Source organism: Deefgea piscis, from assembly GCF_019665785.1.
In the GTDB taxonomy this organism is placed as follows: domain Bacteria; phylum Pseudomonadota; class Gammaproteobacteria; order Burkholderiales; family Chitinibacteraceae; genus Deefgea.
Genome location: NZ_CP081149.1, coordinates 842182 through 863826 on the forward strand (window position 1 = coordinate 842182; position 21645 = coordinate 863826).

20 protein-coding genes are annotated in these 21645 nt (G+C 50.5%); 9 read left to right on the forward strand and 11 right to left on the reverse strand.

What is annotated here, in order from left to right:
* Positions 1-4 precede the first annotated feature (4 nt).
* Positions 5-469: a NanQ anomerase/TabA/YiaL family protein gene (locus K4H25_RS04005; RefSeq protein WP_221022113.1), complete on the reverse strand. Its 465-nt coding sequence runs from the start codon at positions 467-469 to the stop codon at positions 5-7.
* Between the two features lie 114 nt (positions 470-583).
* On the opposite strand from K4H25_RS04005, the gene K4H25_RS04010 reads away from it, so the two are divergent.
* Positions 584-1015 (forward strand): hypothetical protein, encoded by a 432-nt coding sequence (locus K4H25_RS04010; RefSeq protein WP_221022114.1) that lies wholly within the window; start codon positions 584-586, stop codon positions 1013-1015.
* A 71-nt stretch (positions 1016-1086) separates the two neighbouring features.
* Here K4H25_RS04010 and K4H25_RS04015 read toward each other — a convergent pair whose 3' ends face one another.
* The gene (locus tag K4H25_RS04015; protein WP_221022115.1) at positions 1087-3891 is read right to left on the reverse strand and encodes a valine--tRNA ligase; all 2805 of its coding nucleotides are present in this window, start codon (positions 3889-3891) and stop codon (positions 1087-1089) included.
* Positions 3892-4174: 283 nt separating this feature from the next.
* Between K4H25_RS04015 and K4H25_RS04025 the strand changes: the two genes are divergently transcribed.
* Positions 4175-6871, forward strand: a complete 2697-nt coding sequence (locus K4H25_RS04025; protein ID WP_308443237.1) for a glycosyl hydrolase family 18 protein — start codon at positions 4175-4177, stop codon at positions 6869-6871.
* A gap of 145 nt (positions 6872-7016) precedes the next feature.
* On the opposite strand, the gene K4H25_RS04030 is transcribed toward K4H25_RS04025, so the two are convergent.
* Positions 7017-7517, reverse strand: coding sequence for an HPP family protein (locus tag K4H25_RS04030; RefSeq protein ID WP_221022116.1), 501 nt, complete (start codon positions 7515-7517; stop codon positions 7017-7019).
* Between the two features lie 109 nt (positions 7518-7626).
* Between K4H25_RS04030 and K4H25_RS04035 the strand changes: the two genes are divergently transcribed.
* On the forward strand, positions 7627-8175 hold the full coding sequence (locus K4H25_RS04035) for a TetR/AcrR family transcriptional regulator (protein ID WP_221022117.1): 549 nt from the start codon (positions 7627-7629) through the stop codon (positions 8173-8175).
* A 175-nt stretch (positions 8176-8350) separates the two neighbouring features.
* Here K4H25_RS04035 and K4H25_RS04040 read toward each other — a convergent pair whose 3' ends face one another.
* The 3 genes from K4H25_RS04040 to K4H25_RS04050 are packed head-to-tail and all read right to left on the reverse strand — an operon-like array spanning position 8351 to position 11303.
* Positions 8351-9361 carry a hypothetical protein gene (locus K4H25_RS04040; protein WP_221022118.1) on the reverse strand — a complete coding sequence of 337 codons (1011 nt, stop codon included), beginning with the start codon at positions 9359-9361 and terminating at the stop codon, positions 8351-8353.
* On the reverse strand, positions 9333-9788 hold the full coding sequence (locus tag K4H25_RS04045; RefSeq protein ID WP_221022119.1) for a DNA polymerase III subunit chi: 456 nt from the start codon (positions 9786-9788) through the stop codon (positions 9333-9335). The genes K4H25_RS04040 and K4H25_RS04045 overlap by 29 nt, the downstream gene beginning before the upstream one ends.
* A 45-nt stretch (positions 9789-9833) precedes the next feature.
* Positions 9834-11303, reverse strand: a complete 1470-nt coding sequence (locus K4H25_RS04050) for a leucyl aminopeptidase (RefSeq protein WP_255587994.1) — start codon at positions 11301-11303, stop codon at positions 9834-9836.
* Between the two features lie 111 nt (positions 11304-11414).
* Here K4H25_RS04050 and lptF point away from each other — a divergent pair, with 111 nt between their 5' ends.
* From lptF to K4H25_RS04075, 5 genes are all read left to right on the forward strand, one after another.
* Positions 11415-12476 carry an LPS export ABC transporter permease LptF gene (gene lptF / locus K4H25_RS04055; protein ID WP_221022121.1) on the forward strand — a complete coding sequence of 354 codons (1062 nt, stop codon included), beginning with the start codon at positions 11415-11417 and terminating at the stop codon, positions 12474-12476.
* A gap of 4 nt (positions 12477-12480) precedes the next feature.
* Positions 12481-13554 carry an LPS export ABC transporter permease LptG gene (gene lptG, locus K4H25_RS04060; RefSeq protein ID WP_221022122.1) on the forward strand — a complete coding sequence of 358 codons (1074 nt, stop codon included), beginning with the start codon at positions 12481-12483 and terminating at the stop codon, positions 13552-13554.
* Between the two features lie 348 nt (positions 13555-13902).
* Positions 13903-14916, forward strand: a complete 1014-nt coding sequence (gene galE / locus K4H25_RS04065; protein ID WP_173533181.1) for a UDP-glucose 4-epimerase GalE — start codon at positions 13903-13905, stop codon at positions 14914-14916.
* A gap of 125 nt (positions 14917-15041) precedes the next feature.
* Positions 15042-16382, forward strand: a complete 1341-nt coding sequence (locus K4H25_RS04070; protein WP_221022123.1) for a hypothetical protein — start codon at positions 15042-15044, stop codon at positions 16380-16382.
* On the forward strand, positions 16373-17140 hold the full coding sequence (locus K4H25_RS04075; protein ID WP_221022124.1) for a type II secretion system protein: 768 nt from the start codon (positions 16373-16375) through the stop codon (positions 17138-17140). Before K4H25_RS04070 ends, K4H25_RS04075 begins: the two co-directional genes overlap by 10 nt.
* 8 nt (positions 17141-17148) lie before the next feature.
* On the opposite strand, the gene K4H25_RS04080 is transcribed toward K4H25_RS04075, so the two are convergent.
* The 5 genes from K4H25_RS04080 to ispB form a co-directional block, all read right to left on the reverse strand.
* Positions 17149-18021, reverse strand: coding sequence for an ABC transporter ATP-binding protein (locus K4H25_RS04080; RefSeq protein ID WP_221022125.1), 873 nt, complete (start codon positions 18019-18021; stop codon positions 17149-17151).
* On the reverse strand, positions 18014-18679 hold the full coding sequence (modB, locus tag K4H25_RS04085) for a molybdate ABC transporter permease subunit (RefSeq protein WP_221022126.1): 666 nt from the start codon (positions 18677-18679) through the stop codon (positions 18014-18016). The genes K4H25_RS04080 and modB overlap by 8 nt, the downstream gene beginning before the upstream one ends.
* Entirely contained in the window at positions 18672-19073 is a 402-nt protein-coding gene (locus K4H25_RS04090; RefSeq protein ID WP_221022127.1) for a TOBE domain-containing protein, read from the reverse strand. Before K4H25_RS04090 ends, modB begins: the two co-directional genes overlap by 8 nt.
* On the reverse strand, positions 19070-19822 hold the full coding sequence (modA, locus tag K4H25_RS04095) for a molybdate ABC transporter substrate-binding protein (protein WP_221022128.1): 753 nt from the start codon (positions 19820-19822) through the stop codon (positions 19070-19072). Before modA ends, K4H25_RS04090 begins: the two co-directional genes overlap by 4 nt.
* A gap of 128 nt (positions 19823-19950) precedes the next feature.
* A complete protein-coding gene (ispB, locus tag K4H25_RS04100; RefSeq protein ID WP_221022867.1) occupies positions 19951-20913 on the reverse strand; it encodes an octaprenyl diphosphate synthase in 963 nt (320 codons plus the stop codon).
* A 404-nt stretch (positions 20914-21317) separates the two neighbouring features.
* Here ispB and rplU point away from each other — a divergent pair, with 404 nt between their 5' ends.
* Complete coding sequence (gene rplU / locus K4H25_RS04105) at positions 21318-21629, forward strand: 50S ribosomal protein L21 (protein WP_173533189.1); 312 nt, start codon at positions 21318-21320, stop codon at positions 21627-21629.
* Positions 21630-21645: the final 16 nt, after the last annotated feature.

The window sequence follows — 21645 nt, forward strand, 5'->3', positions numbered from 1 at the left end:
ATATTTAATTGAGGCAGTTTATATCAATTTTAATCACAACTTTCTTTATGCTTACCGGAGTGTTGAGCGCACGACACGGTTTATGCAATTCGCCAGGGAAAAAGATGGCATACATGCCGGCACTTAACACCAGCCGTGATTCGTTTTCTTGTGGGTGAACAAAAGCAATATCGCGCTCGGCCAGTTGATCGACACTCAGACCCAACGCCGGATTGGGTGGTAAATAGCCAATCACTTCTTCACCTGCAACCAGGTATTGAATATCAATATAGCGTTGATGAAACTCAGGCATTCCCGTTTCCCAAGGTTGGGTCATTGGGGTTTGCACAATGGCAATCATGCGCTCGCCATCGAGTGGATAGCGGCCTGCCGCCATGGTGCTAAAGTCGGTATGGCGTAAATAATTGAGTGCGGTTTCGATGATGACCGGTAAAGCGCCGTTGGAATGATTTAAATGGCCAAGTAGCATGATATTGATGTCTATTTTGAAATAAGCGTGTTTGTAATATTACAGCATGGTAATTATGTCGCTTGCCATCTTATTACCCAAACTTGATGATCTTGACCTTCAATTGAAGGGTCAATGATGAAACTCAAACTATGTTGTGCCTTAGTTTTGCTGTCGAGCACGGTGATTGCCGGCGAGCCACGCATGCCAGAACAAATGCTACGCGGCAAAAATTCGCAGTATCAAGATGGTTTTCGCGATGGTTTTCGTGAAGCTGTTCGCATGATGAATGGCGGCGGCCATGGGAATAATAATGGCAATTGGCAGCGTGAAATCCGCATTTCACGCGCAACATATGGCGCATCGCGTAATCGCTGTGACTTTACCCAGCGCCTTGCCCGCTCAGCCAATGGGCGGTCTGCGTATGAATTTAAAGCGGGTAATCAGTGGTGTGGCGATCCTGCTGATGGTCGTAAAAAAATCGCGAAGATCGAATATTTTTGCCGTGGTGATTTGAAAAAAACCGAAGTCCGTGAAGGCAGTTCTGCAACCTTGCGCTGCCGATAATCTGTGCTCAATTGAGCGATGAATTAAAAAAGGCCACTCTTGCGAGTGGCCTTTGATTGTCGGTGGATGGTTTATTTCAATTTATCCACTTGCACATTCAAGCTGTGCAATTTGTCGTGTAGCTCGATCACTTGCGCTTTGTCTTTTTCCACCAAATGCGCTGGTGCTTTCTCGGTGTAGCCTGGCTTTTCTAGCTTGGCGACGAGTTTTTCTAGCGCATCGCTGGTTTTACCGATTTCTTTATTTAAGCGCGCGGTTTCAGCGGCTTTATCGATTTCGACTTTGAGCATCAGGCGCGTCGTGCCAGCAACGGCCACCGGTGCATCACCTTCTGGTAGCTTCGCAACGATATTCACTTCCGACAATTTAGCCAGCGGCATTAAATACTTGGCGTATTTTTGCAGCTCTGGCCCGCCTTCAACAAACATCGGCACTTTGACAGCTGGGCTCAGGCCCATTTCACCGCGCAAATTACGCGCCGCAAAGGCAATCGCTTTGAGCTCAGTAATCGCAGCGACGGCTTCGGGTTTGATTTTGCTGGCGTCCGCTACAGGCCACGCCGCCATCATCAGTGACTCGGTGTCTTTCTTGCCCGCCAGTGGTGCGACGGTTTGCCAGATTTCTTCCGAAATAAACGGCATGATCGGGTGAATCAAACGCAAGATGGTTTCTAACACGCGAATGAGCGTACGGCGTGCTGCACGTTGCTGCGGCTCGGTACCGTGCTGAGTTTGCACTTTGGCCAGCTCGATATACCAATCGCAGTATTCATTCCACGTAAATTCGTAGATGGCTTGCGCTGCCAAATCGAAACGGAACGTGTCGAGCGCAGTGGTGATGGTGGTTTCTGTCTCTTGCAGACGAGAAATAATCCATTCATCGGCAAAGCTGTATTCCAACTCTGCACCGTCCTCGAGGCCGCAATCTTTGTCGACGACATTCATCATCACAAAGCGCGTCGCGTTCCAGATTTTATTGCAGAAATTGCGATAACCATCGCAGCGCTTCTGGTCAAAATTGATCGACCGACCGAGTGATGCCAGTGACGCAAACGTAAAACGCAGCGCGTCAACACCGTACGCAGGAATCCCTTCTGGGAATTCTTTGGCGGTTTTGGCTGCGACTTTCGGTGCATTCTCTGGGCGACGTAATCCCGTGGTGCGCTTTTCTAGCAAGGGCTCTAGGGCAATACCATCGATCAAATCAACTGGATCGAGTACATTGCCTTCGGATTTGGACATTTTTTGTCCTTCCGCATCGCGCACCAAACCGTGGATATACACGTGTTTGAATGGCACTTTGCCGGTGAAATGTTTGGTCATCATAATCATCCGGGCAACCCAGAAGAAAATAATGTCGTAGCCCGTTACCAGCACCGATGAAGGCAAGAACGCTTTCAAATCCGGTGTTTCATTCGGCCAGCCGTGGCTTGAGAATGGAACGAGTGCAGAAGAGAACCACGTATCGAGTACGTCGTTATCACGCGTTACCGATTTGCCGCCGGCTTTGGCGATGGCTTCAGCTTCAGTACGCGCTACATACACTTGGCCGTCTTCGTCATACCAAGCTGGGATTTGATGACCCCACCACAATTGGCGAGAAATACACCAATCTTGGATATTATTGAGCCATGAGTTATAGGTATTCACCCAGTCATTCGGCACGAACTGCACTTCGCCGCTGTGAACTGCTTCAAGCGCTTTTTCGGTAATGCTTTGGCCAGTTTCGTCGGCCTTGCTCATCGCCATAAACCATTGGTCGGTCAGCAATGGCTCGATCACGGTACCAGTACGATCACCACGCGGCACCATTAATTTGTGCGGTTTAGTGTCAAGGAGCAGACCTTGTGCATCCAAATCAGCGAGCATCGCTTTACGCGCTTCAGCGGTAGTCATGCCAGCATACGCCGCTGGCAATTCAACGCTGCCAAGGCTGGCGCCTTCAAAGCTAAATACTTGTGCTTTGGCCAAAATCGTCGCTTGCAAGCTCATCACATTGATCAGTTGCGTGTTGTGACGTTTACCGACTTGGTAGTCGTTAAAATCATGCGCTGGGGTGATTTTGACAAAACCAGTACCGAAAGCTTTATCAACGTATTCGTCAGCAATGACGGGGATTTGGCGGCCAGTGAGCGGCAACTCAACCATTTTGCCAACCAGATGCAAGAAGCGCTCGTCATCTGGCGCAATCGCAACTGCCACGTCACCAAGTAGCGTTTCAGGGCGTGTGGTGGCGACGGTGATGAACTCATCACTGCCAACAACTGGATATTTGATATGCCACATATGGCCGTTTTCTTCTTCGGAAATCACTTCCAAATCAGAAACAGCAGTGCCGAGTTTGGCATCCCAGTTTGATAGGCGTTTACCTCGGTAAATCAGGCCTTCTTCAAACAGGCGCACAAAGGCTTCAACGACGGCGGTCGACATTTTGTCGTCCATCGTAAAGTATTCGCGGCTCCAATCGACCGACGAGCCCATGCGGCGCATTTGGCTGGTGATGGTGTCGCCAGATTCTTTTTTCCATTCCCATACTTTCTCGAGGAAAGCAGGGCGGCCGAGTTCGTGGCGGCTAATGCCTTGTGCATCGAGCTGGCGTTCTACAACGATTTGCGTGGCGATACCGGCGTGATCGGTACCGGGCAACCATAAAGTGTTGTCGCCGCGCATGCGGTGGTAACGCGTCAGGCCATCCATGATGGTCTGATTAAATGCGTGGCCCATATGTAGCGTGCCAGTGACGTTCGGCGGTGGCAATTGGATACAAAATGCCTCGCGAGCAAGGTCCATGCTCGGTTGGAAGTAGCCTTGGCTTTCCCAAAACGGGTACCAATGCGATTCAATATTCTGTGGCTCGAAGCTCTTGGCGAGTTCCATGGTGCGTGCTCAGTTAAAGCGAAACCATAGATTATAAAGCTTGCTTGGCGCGAATGGGGAATGCCGCAAAAAAAACGCAGCGGCAATATTTTTTTTACCACTGTAAATGTTGTTGGCGGGTAACGAGCCAACATCCATCGCTCGCGAGAAATTGGTATTTATTTGATTGTTGTATCAATACCAATTTGTGCTTTGTGGTTTTGTCGTTAGCGATGAAGCGGACTATTCTCGGTGACACTAGGGATTACCCTAGTGTCAAAATATAAAAACGAGGATGAGAGAGATGATGAATAAACACAAAGGCTTGCGTTTACGCATGTCGGTGGTTGCGCTGGGGTTGCTGTTCAGTAGTGGGGTTTTTGCTGCTGAGTGGGCCGAAGGAACGACGTATACAGCTGGAGCGCAAGTAACTTATGCTGGTAAGACCTATACCGCCCGTTCAACGCATACCGCGTATGTGGGCGCAGGCTGGAATCCGGCAGCAACGCCAACGCTGTGGGAAGCCGTGAGCGCGAGCAGCACTGCGGCACCAACGAGCACGCCAACGCCTAGCGCCACGCCAACCCCGGTCACAACGACTACGCCAACTACTGCACCCATCACGACGCCGACGCCCACCAGCGCTGCACCAGTGGGGAATTGTTTGGCGGTTTGGAATAGCGCCAGTACCTATAACGGCGGTCAGCGAGTAAGTTATAACGGCCGAAATTTTGAGGCCAAATGGTGGACGCAAGGGAATACGCCGTCGGCCACCGATCAATGGGGGCCGTGGAAAGATTTAGGCGCTTGCGGGGTAACGCCAACATCGTCACCCACAGTGACACCGACGATTACACCAACCGTGACGCCAAGCGCCACACCGACGACCAGCCCAACAGCCACGCCAAGCGCTACGCCAAGCACCACGCCAACCGCCACACCAAGTAGCACACCAACGCCGCCAGTTGGGAATAACGACGCTTGCCGCCCTGAAGGTATGGCGGTGTCGGCGGTGGCCAATGTGCCGTATTGCTTGGTTTACGACACAGCTGGCCGTGAGCAACTTGCCAATGGTTTGCAACGTCGCAATATCGGTTACTTCACCAATTGGCGCACCGGCAAAGACGGCAAGCAACGCTATTTGGCCAGTGATATTCCGTGGAAAAATCTAACGCATATTAACTACGCCTTCGCGCACATCGATAGCAGCAATAAAATCTCGGTGAACGCCGAAGTGGCAGGCAATGAATCCACCGATATGACATGGCCGGGGGTTGTAGGCGCAGAGATGGACCCGAGCTTGGCGTTTAAAGGGCATTTCAATTTGCTCGCCAAATACAAAAAACAATACCCCAATATGCGCGTTTTGGTGTCGATTGGCGGTTGGGCAGAAACCGGCGGCTACTTTGGCGCGGATGGTAAACGCGTATCTTCGGGTGGATTTTATTCAATGACCACCAATGCCGATGGCTCAATCAATACCGCAGGGATTAATACCTTTGCCGAATCTGTGGTGGCTTTCTTGCGCCAATATCAATTTGACGGTGCCGATCTTGATTATGAATATCCAACGTCACTCAAAGATGCGGGCAATCCGCTCGATTGGACGGCTTCTACGCCGCGCCTCAAAGGCTTGCAAGCGAGCTACCGCGAATTGATGCGGGTATTGCGTGAAAAACTCAATGCTGCGTCAGTTGCGGATAATAAATATTATCAACTCACTGCCGCTGTACCGGCTTCGGGTTATTTATTGCGCGGCATGGAAACCTTCCAAGCGGCTAAATACCTCGATTTCTTAAATGTGATGAGTTACGACTTACACGGCACTTGGAGCCCATACGTTGGCCCGAACGCCGCCTTGTATGACGATGGTAAAGACGGCGAATTGGTGTTTTACAACATCTATAACGACCCGCAATACAAAGGCATGGGCTATCTGAACACCGATTGGGCCTACCATTTTTATCGCGGCATGATGCCAGCAGGGCGCATCAATATGGGCGTGCCGTATTACACCCGTGGCTGGCGTGATGTGAAGGGTGGTGGTGCTGGTGGCTTGTGGGGTGATGCCACCACGCAAACGTGTCCACCGGGCTTGGTTGCGCCGTGCGGTATTGGCGCGTATGGCATCGACAATATCTGGTTTGACGTCGATGAAAACGGCAAGGAACAAGCCGATGGCTCCAATCCAATGTGGCATGCCAAAAATCTAGAAAAAGGCATTGCCGGCGATTACCTCGCGCAGTTCAATATGTCTGCGGCGAATATCGTCGGTAAATACACAAGGTATTACGATCCAACGCTGGTGGCATCTTGGCTGTGGAACGATACCACCAAGGTATTTATCTCAACTGAAGATGAACAAGCGATGCAAACCAAGGCCGATTGGATTATTAAAAACGGCATTGGTGGCGCAATGAACTGGGAATTGGCCGGTGATTATGATTGGGATGCGAATCAAAGCAATCTGAACGGCGGCAAAGGTCAGTACGTACCGGGCTCTAGCCTAACGCGTCTTTTGGCCGATAAATTCCGTAGCGCAGCGCCTTATGGCAATACTGTAGCGAGTAGCGCCAATCCGGTGAGTGCCATTACGCCAATCGAAGTCATCGACGTGAGTGTGGAATTGAATAAATTTCCCATGGGCGACGATAATTTCCCGATCACTCCAACGCTGCATATCGTCAACAACACCGGCGTGGCGATTCCATCGGGTGGCAAAATCCGCTTCCAATATCCAGTCTCCGCACCGGATAATTTAAGCGGCGGCGCAATCACCGCAGTGGCATCTGGCCATACCGGCAATAATATTGGCGGTTTAAAAGGCGATTTTCACACCGTAGAAATGGCACTGCCGGCCTTGGCCATTGGCGCAGCCAAAGACGTGAAAGTGACATATCGCTTGCCGATTACCGGCCCAAGCAATATCCAAATCACGCTCAAAGGCAAAACATTCGCCATCAAGCAAGAACAACCCAATAAACCAATTGGGAAGTCTTGATTCTGGTTTTTAATTGTTGAAGTAAAGGGTATCTGGCGCTGAGTGTTGATGTTTAACACTTAGGGCTAGATACCCTTTTACTTGTTACAACTTGCGCTGATCTGCAATTTCGCCGTGCTCCATCAGTGCGATGGTACTTAGAAAATTAAAACCAATATCGAGGATAACTACCGCTTTGCCTAAGATTGTTTATGAGATATCCAACCCCGACAATGCTCAGCGCACCAAGCAATACCGGCGTAATCAGAAAGCTAAATCCCGGATGAGTTGCCATCACCAGTAATGGATTTGCTCCTGCTGGGGCATGTACCGTGCGGGTGAGTTGCATGAGGGCTAAAGCCCAACCAACGGCCAGCGCTTCTGACCACCAAAAGTCGCCTACGGCATACAGCATGATTAAGCCGACAAGAGTGGTTATCAAATGGCCGCCGACCACGCTGCGCGGCTGAGCCAGCGGCGAGTCTGGCAAACCAAATACCAAAACACAGCTCGCACCAAATGGCGCCATCAGCCAATAAAATCCAGAGTTTTTTGATAACCACGCGGTGATGCCAATGGCTAAAACAGCCCCTAACATGGAGATCAATACAAATTGAGTGGATGGCACTGGCGGTGCTTTTGAGTTAAGGCGAAATTTAAAAGCCATGATCGAACTCCAATTTGTAGGTAGATGATCAGCTAGGATACTGATCGGTATACCGACAAGTCAACAGATCGGTGTACTTGTTGTTAATGTTCATATTAAAATGACCGGTATGAATACATCTGATCAAATTGTTAACGCAGCACTGAACGAGTTCTACCAGCATGGTTTTCACGCAACGGGGGTTGATCAGCTCAGCCGTGTTGCTGGTGTGACTAAGCGGACCTTGTATCGTTATTTTCCGAGTAAAGATCACTTAATTGCTGCGGCATTAAACTTGCGCGATACGCAGTTTTTTGAACGCATGCAGGCTTTTGTTGAGGCCGCCGACGTTGTTGATCGACCACAAGCGTATGTGGCTTTTTTGGCTAATTGGGGCAGTGAAGCTGACTTTTGTGGGTGCGCATTTATTAATGCGGCCGCTGAATTTGCTGAACCCAGCGCCAGCCCGCATCTTCTATCCAAAGCGCATAAATTACGCGTCTTGAATTATCTTGAAATGATTTGCTCTCAATCTGGTGCAATTGATCCGCCAACAATGGCAATGCAATTGTTTTTAATTGGGGAGGGCTTGATTGTTGCAATGCAGACCATGGGGGCTTCTGCATTATTGCTTGAGGCAGCATCAAAATCAGTCGCGCAAATATTTAAAACACCGTAATTCCATTTGGGTATACGCAAAGTGAAGTTGTTGCTCTTGTTCTGAATATTTTAATGCTGGGTTTGAGGTTTTTTTAAAGGGTATCTTGTTCTAAGCTTTTTAATTAAAGACTTAGAGTGAGATACCCTTTATTGATGGTTTTGCTTTAGACGGAGTTTCGCTGTCGCTATTCGGTTTATTCTGCGTTTTTAATCAGCCCTTGACTGATTAATTCTTGTTTGACTAATTCACTAATTCTTGGCGCGAGGCGGGTTTCTAGTTCCTGGCTGATTTCGCTGGTGAGTTCGCGTAGCGTGTCGCCGTAAAATTGCGCCATCAGTTTAGAGAAATGCTGCCGGGCTAATTGCTCGACTTCGCTGGCGATGTCGACGGCCAGTTGTGCGCCGACGATGGCGGTAAGGTCAGCGATGGCCGCTTCGCTGAGCGTGTTAGCACTGGGCAATTCGTCTGGCGTGCTAAGTGTTTGCGGCTCGCTTTCGACGTCGTCTTCCCAAACTAGCGTGCTGCTGGCAACCAGTCGTGTGGGCTGGCGGCTGGTGCTGGTGGCGGGCAGTATTGCGGGCTCGGATTCGGGCTGCGCAAGTGGTGGGACGAGTTCTGCGGCAGTTGGTTCGGCGTTTACTTGGTGATGGGGCTCGATTGGGGCAGAGAAATCGATGATTAAATCATCGGCAACACATTCAAACGGTGCGGCAACGGGGGCGGCGGCAGGTTTGCTGGCAGGGATTAACGGAATATCTTCTTCGATGGCGGCAAGATCTAAGCGCGGCAGATTAAAAAAGATCGGTTCGGCGGGCGCTGGGATTGTTTCGCTGACGGGAGTTTCGAACTGAATATTGCTTAGAGCGGGTGGTGGTGTGAGGTCAAGCTCGCTGTCGGGCGAAGAGAGCGTCGAGAACATGAGTACTGGAATGCCACGGTTTTGAATTGGCTCACTAACGGCTTTGCTGGCGGGTTCGTCGTTTAGACTGCGCTCGATATGTTCGATTTTTTGCAGTAATTCTTCTTTGCTAATCACATCGGTGAGCACCGGAATGTCGGCTAGCTTGGGCGCAAGATCGGTGAGAACGGGAATTTCATCCTGCGTTTTGCCCGCAGGGCTGCGATGGCGCGCCATCAGGGCGTCCATTTTATTAAATAAAGGGCTTACCGTGTCTTCATTGAGCGGTAGATTCTGTTCTGCCACGGTTGAGTAGCTCCTGCATGTCGGTTGCATTGGGGGTAAAACCTTGTGCTTTATATGCGGCCCAGCGGCTGCGTGCGGCGGCTTTGAGTGCTTCGTCGCTGTCGACAATTTCGATTAAACGCTCAAACTCGCTAAAACGGGGTGCCACGCGCTCAGTCCAGTTAAATAGCAGGCTGCGCGGAGTGATTAATTCAACGCGGTGATCAATAATAATCGGCGTTTGTTCGGCAAACTCGGCGTCGGCTTGGCAATGTGGCAAAAATCCGGCTGGTGGGATTTCCCATAACAGGCGATCCAGTACGCTGGTTGCCGCCTCTGAGCCAGTTAAGATGAACATGCGATGGCCTTGCAGCAGCGCTTTACCCACTAATTGGCAAAGCGCGGATTCTCGGTTATTCACATTAAAATAAAATGAAATTTCAGTCATGCTGTTGTGCGCCGTGTTGAAAAACAACACGGCGCTACACTCCTTTTAGCTTTGTTGCGCGCGTAGATATTCAACGAGTAAGGGTACAGGGCGGCCAGTAGCGCCTTTGGCTGCGCCTGATTTCCACGCGGTGCCGGCAATGTCCAGATGCGCCCAATGATATTTTTTGGTAAAGCGCGACAAGAACGCAGCAGCCGTGATCGAGCCCGCTGGACGGCCACCGATATTGGCCATATCGGCAAAATTGGATTTCAATTGCTCTTGGTATTCGTCAAACAATGGCATTTGCCAAGCTTTGTCATCCGATTGGCGTGAAGCGCTGAGTAAATCAGCAGCCAATTGCTCGTTATTGGCATACAGTCCTGTCGTGGTGTGGCCCAGAGCAATAATGCAAGCGCCAGTGAGTGTGGCAATATCAATCACGGCCGCCGGCTCAAAGCGCTCAACATAGGTGAGCGCGTCGCATAAAATCAAACGACCTTCGGCGTCGGTATTGAGAATTTCAATCGTTTGCCCGCTCATGCTGGTGACAATATCACCGGGCTTGACGGCGTTGCCATTGGGCATGTTTTCACACGCCGGAATCACGCCGACTAAATTGATTTTGAGATCGAGCTCGGCAACGGCACGAAACACGCCGAGCACAGTGGCTGCGCCGCACATATCGTACTTCATCTCGTCCATGCCTTCGCCGGGCTTGAGTGAAATACCGCCAGAATCAAAAGTAATCCCTTTGCCGACTAACACCGTTGGCGCGACTTTTTTATCGGCATTACGGTATTCCATCACAATAAATTGTGGTGGCACGATTGAGCCTTTGGCAACCGAGAGGAATGAGCCCATTTTGAGCGCTTCGAGTTCGGGCTGCTCTAACACATGGCAAGAGAAATCATAGGTATGCGCTAAATGTTGTGCCGTCGCAGCCAAGTAGCTTGGTGTGCATACATTAGGGGGTAAGTTGCCCAAGTCCCGAGTGAGATTCATACCGTGGCCAATACCTAGGCCATACACTAAACCGGCCTCGATTGGCTCGATGTCGGTTTTTTTCGGTGCGACTAAGCTGACGATTTCAAGTGTCGCCGCTGGTGCTGGCTCAGATTTAAACTGCTCAAAACGATAGGCTTCAAGCATTAATGCTTGGACTAATTCTTGCGCAAGGATTTCGTTGTCTTGTTTTTTAAACTGCGCTAAAGACAGCGCCAAACAAACGGTTTTGTTTTTGCTGGCCAACAAGGCCTTGGCAATGGCGCGGCTGGCGTCACGAATGGCTTTGATATTGGGCTCTTTACCCAGTTGCACTAATAAAACGCGTTTATAGCCTAAACTCACTGGCAGACCGAGTGAAACCGTGCTGCCGACTTTGGCGGCTAATTCACCATCTTGGATCGCCGTGGTAAATAGATGGCCGCAGCTAATATCCAGCTCTTTGGCAAAGCTAGGTAATTTTTCGCCAAGAACGGGTAATACGACGCAATCTGCATGCTCGGGGGCGGGGGAAACTATGGTAAATTCCACGGGGGACTCCTTATTGGGTCTTGCGCTAATAGACATTGAGCAAACCTTGCTCTAGTTCACTGATTATTCACTGACCCTCGGGCCAAGTCAAAAGACAGATTAAAATACGCCATGCTGTTTCGAAAAACACTTATCCATGAAATGACCTGGGTGGCTTTTGGGCTATTCGTGGTTTTATTGGTCATTGTCATGACCTCGCAAGTCGTTCGTTTGCTCGGAGAAGCCGCGGTTGGCGCATTAGCCTCTTCGGCCGTTTGGGCGGTGATGGGCTTTGCGGCGATTCGTTATTTCCCGATTTTATTTTCTTTAATGCTGTTTATCGCCATTTTGACGGTGCTGACTCGATTGTGGAAAGACCACGAAATGGTCGTCTGGTTCGCGGCTGGGCGCTCGATTCGCAGCTTTATTTTACCGGTAATGCAAATGGGCGTGCCGGTGGTGATTTTAATCGCCCTGCTGGCCCTGTATGTATCACCGTGGGCGCAGCTTAAAGGGCGAGAATATCGCGATGCCAGTTTAAAAAACGAAGAGGTCTCACAAGTGTCACCGGGGGTTTTTCGCGAGTCGCGCGGTGCTGATCGAGTCTATTTTATTGAGAATTTCTCCGGTGATCGGAATGAGGGCGAAAACGTCTTTGTGCAAATTCGCCAAGACGGCAAAATCTCCACCGTGCTGGCCGAGAATGGCGGCATGTTTGTTGATGAAATGGGTGATCGTTGGATGTGGCTTAAAGACGCTACCGCCTATAAAGCCCCGAGTGGCTCACCACAATACGATATTTTAACGTTTAAAGAAGGCCGTGTGCGTGTTGAAGACCCGTCGCCAGTGGTGGTTAATCCGGCGACCTCGGCGATGAGTACCGCCAAATTATGGGGCAGTGATTCGCGGGAATATCAAGCCGAGTTGGCTTGGCGAATGGCGTTGCCGATTCAGGCCTTTTTGTTGATGTTGGCTGCGATTCCGTTGGCGTTTTCCAATCCACGTGGTGGTCGTGGCTTTCATTTGGTGATTGCCGCTTTATTGGCATTTGGTTATTACAACGGTATTAATGTGATGCAAGCTTGGATTGCCGTTGGCAAAATTTCACCGCAAATAGGGATGTGGCCTTTGCATGGTTTGGTGGCCTTACTGACCATTGGTTTGTTCTGGTGGCGCAGCCGCGTGCGAGGTTAAGGTCATGAGTCGATTGGGTCGTTATATATTTGGTGCCGTATTTGGCTATGTGCTGATTACGCTGGTGGTTTTGACCGGTATTTTTATCTTTTTTGACATGATTGGCGAGCTGCGCGATGTGGGCAAAGACGGCTATATGCTCAAAGATGCCTTGGTGTATGTCTTGCTGACTTTGCCAAGTCGTTTGTATCAATTGCTGCCGGTTGCCGTGTTAATTGGCAGTATTTTTGCTTTATCTGGCATGGCCGATACCTCGCAAATTACCGTAATGCGTACCGCCGGGGTGTCGATTCTTCGCCTGTGTGGATGGTTGATTGTGTGTGGTGCCAGCTATGCGGTACTGACTTATCTATTGGGCGAATATCTGGCACCGATGAGTTCTGAGGCTGCCAAGCGCTATCAAATTGAAGCCAAGCAATCGGTCTTACTCGGTAAATTTCAGTCGGGTGTCTGGGTAAAAGATGAAAAGCAAATCATCAATGTTTCGGTGATGAATCCAGATATGACGCTAGAGAAAGTGCGGATTTATCAGCTGGGCGACGGCGCGAAGCTCGCTTATATCCTGGATGCCAATAAAGCCCAATACCAAAAAGATGGCAGCTGGCAGCTCACGGATGTGCAGCGTACTGATTTCTCCGAGCCCAAAGTGCAAGTGACCCCCATCAAAGAACAGGTTTGGCAAAGCTCGGTTAATCCCGATATGTTGGCGGTGTTAATGGTTAAACCGCAAGAAATGTCGGTGGATGCGCTCAATACCTATATTCGCCATTTGGAAAACAATAAACAAAGTACCCAGCGCTATAAATTAGCCTTTTGGGGCAAATTGTTTTACCCCTTAGCCTGCTTATCGATGATGTTGATTGCTCTGCCGTTTGCTTTGGCGCAACGTCGGGCGGGGAATGTCGGGGTTAAAATTTTCCTCGGCATTTTATTGGGCGTAAGCTTTAACTTTGGTAGCCAATTGGTCACCTATGTTGGCGAACTCTATAACTTGCCTGCGATGTTGGCGGCAGGATTTCCAACGCTGGTGTTATTGAGCATGGCCTTGTTTTTCTTGTGGCGGCAAGAGCGTAGCTAATGGCTGGCCAAGCCAGCGTCTCTTTGTTGGCAATGTTCAGATTACGTGTTGATGGTTTTAAGTGCCTGCGGCACATTATTTTACAGTCGCAGTCCGCGACGGGGACCCTCTTTCTTTGACTCGCCAAAGAAAGAGGGGGAAAGAAAGGCGACCCGAGCGCGCCCAGCACCGCTGTGCCCTCGATCGTCGTGAGCCAAACGATATAGCTGTTTGTCTCGCTCCTCACTCGGTGCGCTTAAACGGGTTTTTAAGCCCCAGCTCGACGAGCGCGGCACAGCATCAACACCTAATCTGAACATTGCCTCTTTGTTGCATGAATTGAGTTTAAATATTTAGGAAAAAATATCGATGTATATCTTGCTAACCGGCGGTGCGGGCTATATCGGCTCACATACCTATATTGAATTGGTCAAAGCAGGTTTTAAACCGGTCATTTTAGATAATTTTAATAATGCCAAACCTGAAGTGCTTGAGCGCTTGAAAACCATTACTGGCCAAGCCATAGAATGGGTTAAAGCCGATGTGCGTGATCGCGCAGCCCTCGATGCCGTTTTTGCGCGCTGGTCTTTTAGCGCGGTGGTGCATTTTGCCGGTTGGAAAGCCGTGGGTGAATCGGTCGCCAAACCGCTGGAATATTACGACAATAATGTCGTTGGCACTTTGCGTTTACTCGATGCAATGAAGGCCGCGAACGTTAAAAATCTGGTGTTTTCATCCAGCGCAACCGTCTACGGCGACCCACACGCAGTGCCAATTTTAGAAGATTTTCCGCTATCGGCGACCAATCCGTATGGGCGCAGCAAATTGATGGTGGAAGACATTTTGCGCGATTTACGCGTTGCCGAGCCAGAATGGAATATCGCCTTGCTGCGTTATTTTAATCCGGTTGGCGCGCATGAATCGGGCTTGATTGGTGAAGATCCACAAGGGATTCCGAATAATCTGATGCCGTTTGTGGCGCAAGTAGCGGTGGGAAAACGCGCGCAATTGTCGGTGTTCGGTGGCGACTATGCCACGCCCGATGGCACTGGGGTGCGTGATTATATTCACGTGGTGGATTTAGCGATTGGTCATGTAAAAGCGCTACAAAAACTCGAAACCCAGCCGGGCAATATCACGGTGAGTTTAGGTACTGGCGTTGGCTATTCGGTGCTCGATATGGTGAAAGCGTTTGAGCAAGCCAGTGGCAATCCAGTGCCTTATGCGATTGTGGAGCGCCGCGCGGGCGATATTGCCACGTGTTATGCCGATCCGAGTAAAGCGTTGGCTGAGCTGGGCTGGCGCGCAGAAAAAACCTTGCAAGACATGTGTAATGATAGCTGGCGCTGGCAAAGCCAAAATCCAAATGGCTTTCCTGATTAAGTTCTATAGGGTATAGCCCGCTAGCCTGCATACACAAAAAGCAACACCCCAATACCCATTGGGGTGTTTTTTTATGCCGCGTATTCTATGGTTTAAGCTTGCTGAAATAAACAGGCTAGCCGCCCATGTATTGTCAGAAAAAAACCCATAAGCAAGTTGGTGCCACGTTGCTGGTGCTGATGCTGCTTATGGTTTTGGTGCTGGCATCAACTCTTGTGGTACAAATGCGGGATCGACCCGATGAGCGCCGTGACAATAGTCGTTTAGCCATCGCCACCGCCCGACAAGCGCTGCTGGCGTGGTCATTAAGCCGTGAGGGCACAGCGGGCGGACGCGCTTTAAGTCCAGCAGAATTACCTTGTCCGGCTGCGGTTGGCGCTAGTGGCGCGTTTGAGGGCGTGTCGATTACCAGTTGTGATGGCAGTAATGCAGCCAACCGCATCGGTTTATTGCCGTGGAAAACATTAGGCATCCCTAAACTGCTGGATGGCGCTGGCCAGCCATTATGGTATGTCGTCGATTTGGCTTTTGCCGTGCGCTCCAGCGCCACCCAAGCACGACGCGTCAACAGCGATAGCTTTGCCAATTTGTCACTCTATGCCGCCGATGGCGTCACGCAGCATAGTGATAATGGTCAAGCGCCAGCAGCGCTGATTTTTGCAGCGGGCCCAGCGCTAAGTCATCAAGTGCGCGCCGCGCCGTGGGCGGTGAATCAATATTTGGAAGGCGGTAAGGGACAAAATAACGCAACCTTGGGCGGGCCTTATATTGCTGCGGCGGTGAGTGAGACATTTAATGATCAAGTTGGCGTGATTACTGGGCGAGAATTGATTGATCGCACCACGCATCGATTGGCACTCGAGGCGGCGGCACAATTAAAACGCTATTGGCAGGCGTATCAAATTGCTTTGCCGAGTTTACCCGTATCAACGCCTGCGTCTTATCCTTATCCAGCCAATCTGTTGGCTGATGCCAGCTGCCGCAACAATAAACCCGATACCACGTCTTTATCTTGCGCTAGCCAAGCGAATTTATGCGCCGGTATTTTGCCTCGCGCCAGCGATAGCTGGACTGGGCAAGGGATGTTCCCGTTGGCGGCAAGCAATGGTTTGGCGCAGTGGTTTTTACAAAATATTTGGCATCGGGCGATTTTTTACGCGGTCAAGCAAGGCGATATTTGCGCGGCTCCTTTTGTGATTGATGGCGTGGTGGATGCCAGTATCGAGGCGATTTTGATTATTCCGGGCGCTAGCCGAGTGCCTCGCGCAAATAATTTAGCGCCTAGCCCCAGTTTGGCGGCCAATGCCAGCAGCGATTTAGCGCTGTATTTGGACGATAGCCAAAATCAAACGCATTGGCTCAACCCGCTAGATCGGCAGTACGTCAGTCCATCATGCAGTAGTAATGATGTGCTGTATCTCTGCCGCTTGGGCGTCTGTAGCGCAAGGAAAAAAACATGCTCATGACGCATAAAAAGGCCGGGTTTTCGCTGCTGGAGATGGCGATTGTTTTGCTGGTGGTCGGTATTTTGATGGCAGCCGGTTTGGGGGCGCTCAATGTACAAATCAGCCAACGTCGTTGGAATGAAACGCAGCAGATGTTGCGCGCTGCCAATGAGGCGCTGATTGGTTTTGCGCTGATTAATAATCGCCTGCCATGCCCAGCAGACCCGACATTGGCCAATACGGCGGCCAATGCCGGCAAAGAAGCGCGTAATGGCGCCGGCACCAATGCCTATCGCTGCAGCTTGGTATTTGGCGATTTGCCATGGCAAGACTTGGGCTTGCCTGAGTTGGATGCATGGGGTGGCCGTTTGCAATATCAGGTGACGACATCGACCACGGGCGGAGCAGGCAGTAGTTATGCCAATGATTTGGCCGGGCGAGATGATGCCGGTACGCCCAATTGTGGCAGCTCGGCGATGAAACCTTGTTTTACTTTGGCAACACCAGGGAAAATTTCAGTCTATTCCGCCAGTCGCCGCGATGGGCAGGTGGTGAGTGCGATTAAACGCATCGACGATGCGGCAGCAGTGGTGTTTTCCGGCGGCCCCAATGGCGTAGGGAGTAGCGCCGACGAGCTAGAAAACCGCGATGCCATCGCCGATGGCGCAACGCCGCGCTTTGTACAAGATACGCCTGACGCTGAATTTGATGATTTACTCACGTGGTTACCCACGACGATTTTGTATTATCGCTTAGCCAATGCCGAGCGACTACCTTAGGTACACTATCAATTGACTGCACTGACGCAAGCATTGGCCGCAGAGACGGTGAGCGAGATCGATTGCCCGATGCTGTAGCGTGCGGCTTCTTCGGGGCTAACTAATGTTGCCACGGTTTCGTTACCACACGCTACGGTGAGGAGTGCCGCTACGCCAGCTGATTCAATTGCGAGTAAAGTCCCCATCAGTTGTAAACGGCCACTGGCTCTTTGTGGCAGCAACACGGCCGCAGGTGTGCCATCGGCAATAATTTGACCATTTTCGAGTTGAATGACGCGGCTGGCTAAACGAAAAATCTCGCCTAAATCATGGCTAACCACAATGATCATTGCGCCCGATTGCGCTTGCCAATTGAGCAAATGCTGTTGCAATTCATCCCGCAGGCTGCGATCTAGCGCCGATAGCGCTTCGTCAAGTAACAGGATTTTTGGCTCAGCAGCCAATGATCTAGCCAGCGCCACGCGCTGCTGTTGGCCGCCAGAAAGTTGCTCAGGTTTACGCAAAGCCAATTGTTGTAAACCCATTTGCTCGATCAGCTGATCAATCTGCGCTTCATTACGTTGTTGCTGAGCGTAAGCCAATTGCGCGCGCACGGTGAGGTTGGGAAACAGTGCATAGTCTTGAAACACCATGCCAACGTGGCGATGCCGAGTCGCAACGCGCGTTTTGCCGTTAAACCAGTATTGATCGCCGTAGCGAATTTCGCCTTGCTGCGGCGTGTTTAATCCGGCGATCAGTCGTAATAGCGTTGATTTTCCAGCGCCAGACGGCCCCGAAATTGCGGTAATGCTGCCTGCTTGAATTTGCGTTTTGATTTGTAATAATCGGGCGCCATGTGCCGATTGCATTGGGGTTTGGATATCAAGATAGAGATTATGCATGGCGGGTTTTTCCGCTGATTAAGCGCAGCGCCATCAGCACCACAAAAGAAAAGCCTACCAGCACTGCGGCGTATAAATGCGCGGCACTGTAATTGAGGGTTTCAACTTCGTGATACAGCGCAATGGACGCCACTTGCGTTTGCCCCGGGATATTGCCGCCGATCATTAACACCACGCCAAATTCGCCCACCGTATGCGCAAAAGTTAAAATTAGCGCGCTGATTAAGCCCATTTGGCAATTGGGTAATATGACGCGAAATAAGATATTGCTTTCGCTTTTGCCTAGCGTGCGTGCGGCATCGAGTAGCGTGGGTGAGAGTTGCCGAAAAGCACTGGTCAGCGGTAATACCATAAACGGCAAGCTAAACAGCATTGAGCCAATCACTAAGCCGGCATAAGAAAAAGCCAGATGCACATTAAAATGAGCGACCAACCAGCCGCCGACGCTGCTGTTCGGGCTAAATAGCAGCAAGAGATAAAAGCCTAGCACCGTTGGCGGTAGCACCAAGGGTAAGCTGGTGATGACTTCAAATATATACCGTATACGGCTCTGGCCCATCGCTAGCCAATACGCCAGAGGAATACCCACGATGGTGAGTAAAATCGTCGTGTGCGCTGCTAATTTTAGCGTGAGTAATAAGGGTTGTGGATCAAGCACGGCTCACCTGCATGGCATTGGATTTAAGTAACCATTCAACGCTTTGACCGCAGTGTAAACCCAGCGATTCACACGATGAGCGGGTAATTAAGGCGTGCAAGGTATGCTCACCAAAGCGCAGCGTAACTCGACTTAATAGTCGGCTGTTTGCAATGTGTTCAATCTGGGCGTGAAAGCGATTACGCAGGCTAATTTGCCCCTGTAAATCCACAGCAAGCGCAACGTCGTTTTCCGCAAAAGCCAGCTCAACGGCGTGACCCACTTGCCATTGGGCAACATCATCTTGAATACCGAGCAGCATGGCGCTGAAACGGTATTGCAAATAATCGGCAGTAATAAATGCCATGCCGCCATCAATATCGATTTGCGTTAAGGTTGCAGGCAGTCGATTCATGGTGGTGGTACCAAGTAACCATAGCGCTGCAAAATTTGCTGGGCGCTAGGGCTTTGCAAATAACGTACAAAGGCTTTGGCGGCGGCATTGTCTTTACCGAAGCGCGTTTGCACTGCGCCTTGGGCGATGGCTTGATGCGCGGATTGTGGGATTTCAATCCAAGCACCACTTTGGCTTTGATCGGGGTTACTGACGATGGATTTGGCGCTAAAACCGGCTTGCGCCGCACCAGTGGCAATAAACTGGCTGGCTTGAGCAATGCTTTCGCCATATACCAACTTGCTTTTGAGTACCGGAAATTGCGGTAAGTCGCTTAAAACCCGCAGCGCTTCTCGGCCATATGGCGCGCTTTCGGGTTGGGCAATGGCAATTTTTTGTACTGCACTCGATTGCAGCCAAGTTTGCCAATCTTTAGGGATGGTTGCTTGCTTGCTCCAGAGCACTAACACCCCATTGGCGTAATGCACCAGTGGTGCGATGGCGGCGCCTTGATCAAGTAATGTTTGTGGGTATTTCAGATCAGCCGACATTAAGACATCAAACGGCGCGCCATGGCTAATTTGGGCAAATAACTTGCCTGAAGCGCCAAAACTGGTTTGAAACTGATGACCGGTTTTTTGCGAAAAGTCTTTGCTCAAAGCTTGCGTCACGGCTTGTAAATTGGCCGCAGCAGCCAGACGAAACGAATCGGCAGCACTCATGCTGGGCCACAGCGCCAGACAACAGAGCGATAAAAACCAGTGTTTCATGTCAAAGCACCCCAAGAAAAGAGTAAAGACTATAAGTCGATTCTTGACGGCTGCCCATACCTCGATAGGGTTCAGGCGTAAAAAAGCCTAAGGCGCACCTTAGGCTGATGTCCATCATGGCAAATGGATTAACTATTTCGATCAATCGCCAAGCTTGCCAGCGCGTGCAGCGCTTGCGTAAATGGATTGTCCGGCAAGCTGGTCAAACACGCTTTGGCGCGTTCGGCTTCTTGCTCGGCAGTGTGGCGCGCGTATTCAAGCGCCCCGGTTTGCTGAACGGCAGCCAAGACTGCGTCGAAGTTTTCACGCTTGGCGTTTTCGAGCGCATCTTTGACGACCGCAGCGGCGTCGGGTTCGCCGTGCTTCATCACATAAATCAATGGCAAGGTCGGCTTGCCTTCAGATAAGTCGTCGCCCAGTGATTTGCCGATTTCTTCTTGTTGGCCTGAATAATCAAGCACGTCGTCAATAATTTGAAACGCCGTACCTAAATGCATGCCGTAACGAGCGATGGCGTCTTCAAGCGCAGGATCACTGTTATTTAAGATCGCGCCCAAACGCGCCGCAGCCTCAAATAGCTTGGCCGTTTTGTAGCGGATGACTTTGAGATAATCTTCTTCATCGACATCGGTGTTGCCGATGTTCATTAATTGCAACACTTCGCCTTCGGCGATGATATTGGTTGCGTCTGACAGTACTTCCATCACGCGCATCGAACCGCAGCCAACCATCATTTGGAAAGCACGGCTGTAGAGAAAGTCACCAACTAGAACTGAAGCGGCGTTGCCAAACAAAGCATTGGCCGTATCGCGGCCACGGCGCAGGCTTGATTCATCGACTACATCGTCGTGCAGTAGTGTCGCGGTATGAATAAATTCGATTACCGCAGCGAGTTCATGGTGTTTATTGCCTTGGTAGCCCAGCGCTTGCGCTGCGAGCAGCACAATCATTGGACGCAGGCGTTTACCACCTGAAGCAACAATATATTCGGCCACTTGGCGGACCAAAACGACTTCTGAATATAAACGCTCACGAATGACGCTATCTACTGAGGCCATATCGGCATCCACTACCGATTTAACAAACTTCATCGACACGCTGGGTTCACCCTAGAAATTAAGCCGCGGTGCAAAGGAGTGCACGCCGCCATTAAAAATAATCCGGCGATTTTAGCAGAAAAGCCACCATCCCGCCGCCTTGCTCACTGCGGGATGCAATCGCCGTTACGTTGGCATGCTCAAATAGGGGGTAATCGAGGGTGGCGCGCAGTTGTTCGGGGCAAAAAACGCTCAGATCAGTAGGGCTTGGTTTTTAACGTGGACCTTGATTTCAAGGCAGATTGGCGCTTGCGGCGGATTTTGTGGGTGTAATGGGCTTTGGATCAATTAAGTCATTGACTCAATTGGAAAACGTTTGTAGAATGCCCGATTCCCAATTTGGGAAGGCACGCTAGCGTTTGTGCAGCGTGTTGGGCCAAACTCCCTAGGAGCTTGTTATGTATGCAGTCGTAAAAACCGGTGGCAAGCAGTATAAAGTTGTCGTCGGCCAAAAATTAAACATAGAACAGATTACTGCAGACGTTGACAGCCAGATCGTACTCGAAGAAGTATTGATGGTTGCAGACGGCGAAGCAGTGAAGATCGGTACCCCTGTGGTGGCCGGTGCTTCCATCAAAGCAACTGTGGTTTCTCATGGTCGTGGCGAAAAGGTTACCATCTTCAAGATGCGTCGCCGTAAGCACTACATGCGTCGTGCTGGTCATCGCCAGAACTACACCGAAATCCGTATCGACGCTATCGTCGCTTAATTAAGGAGCTTAAACA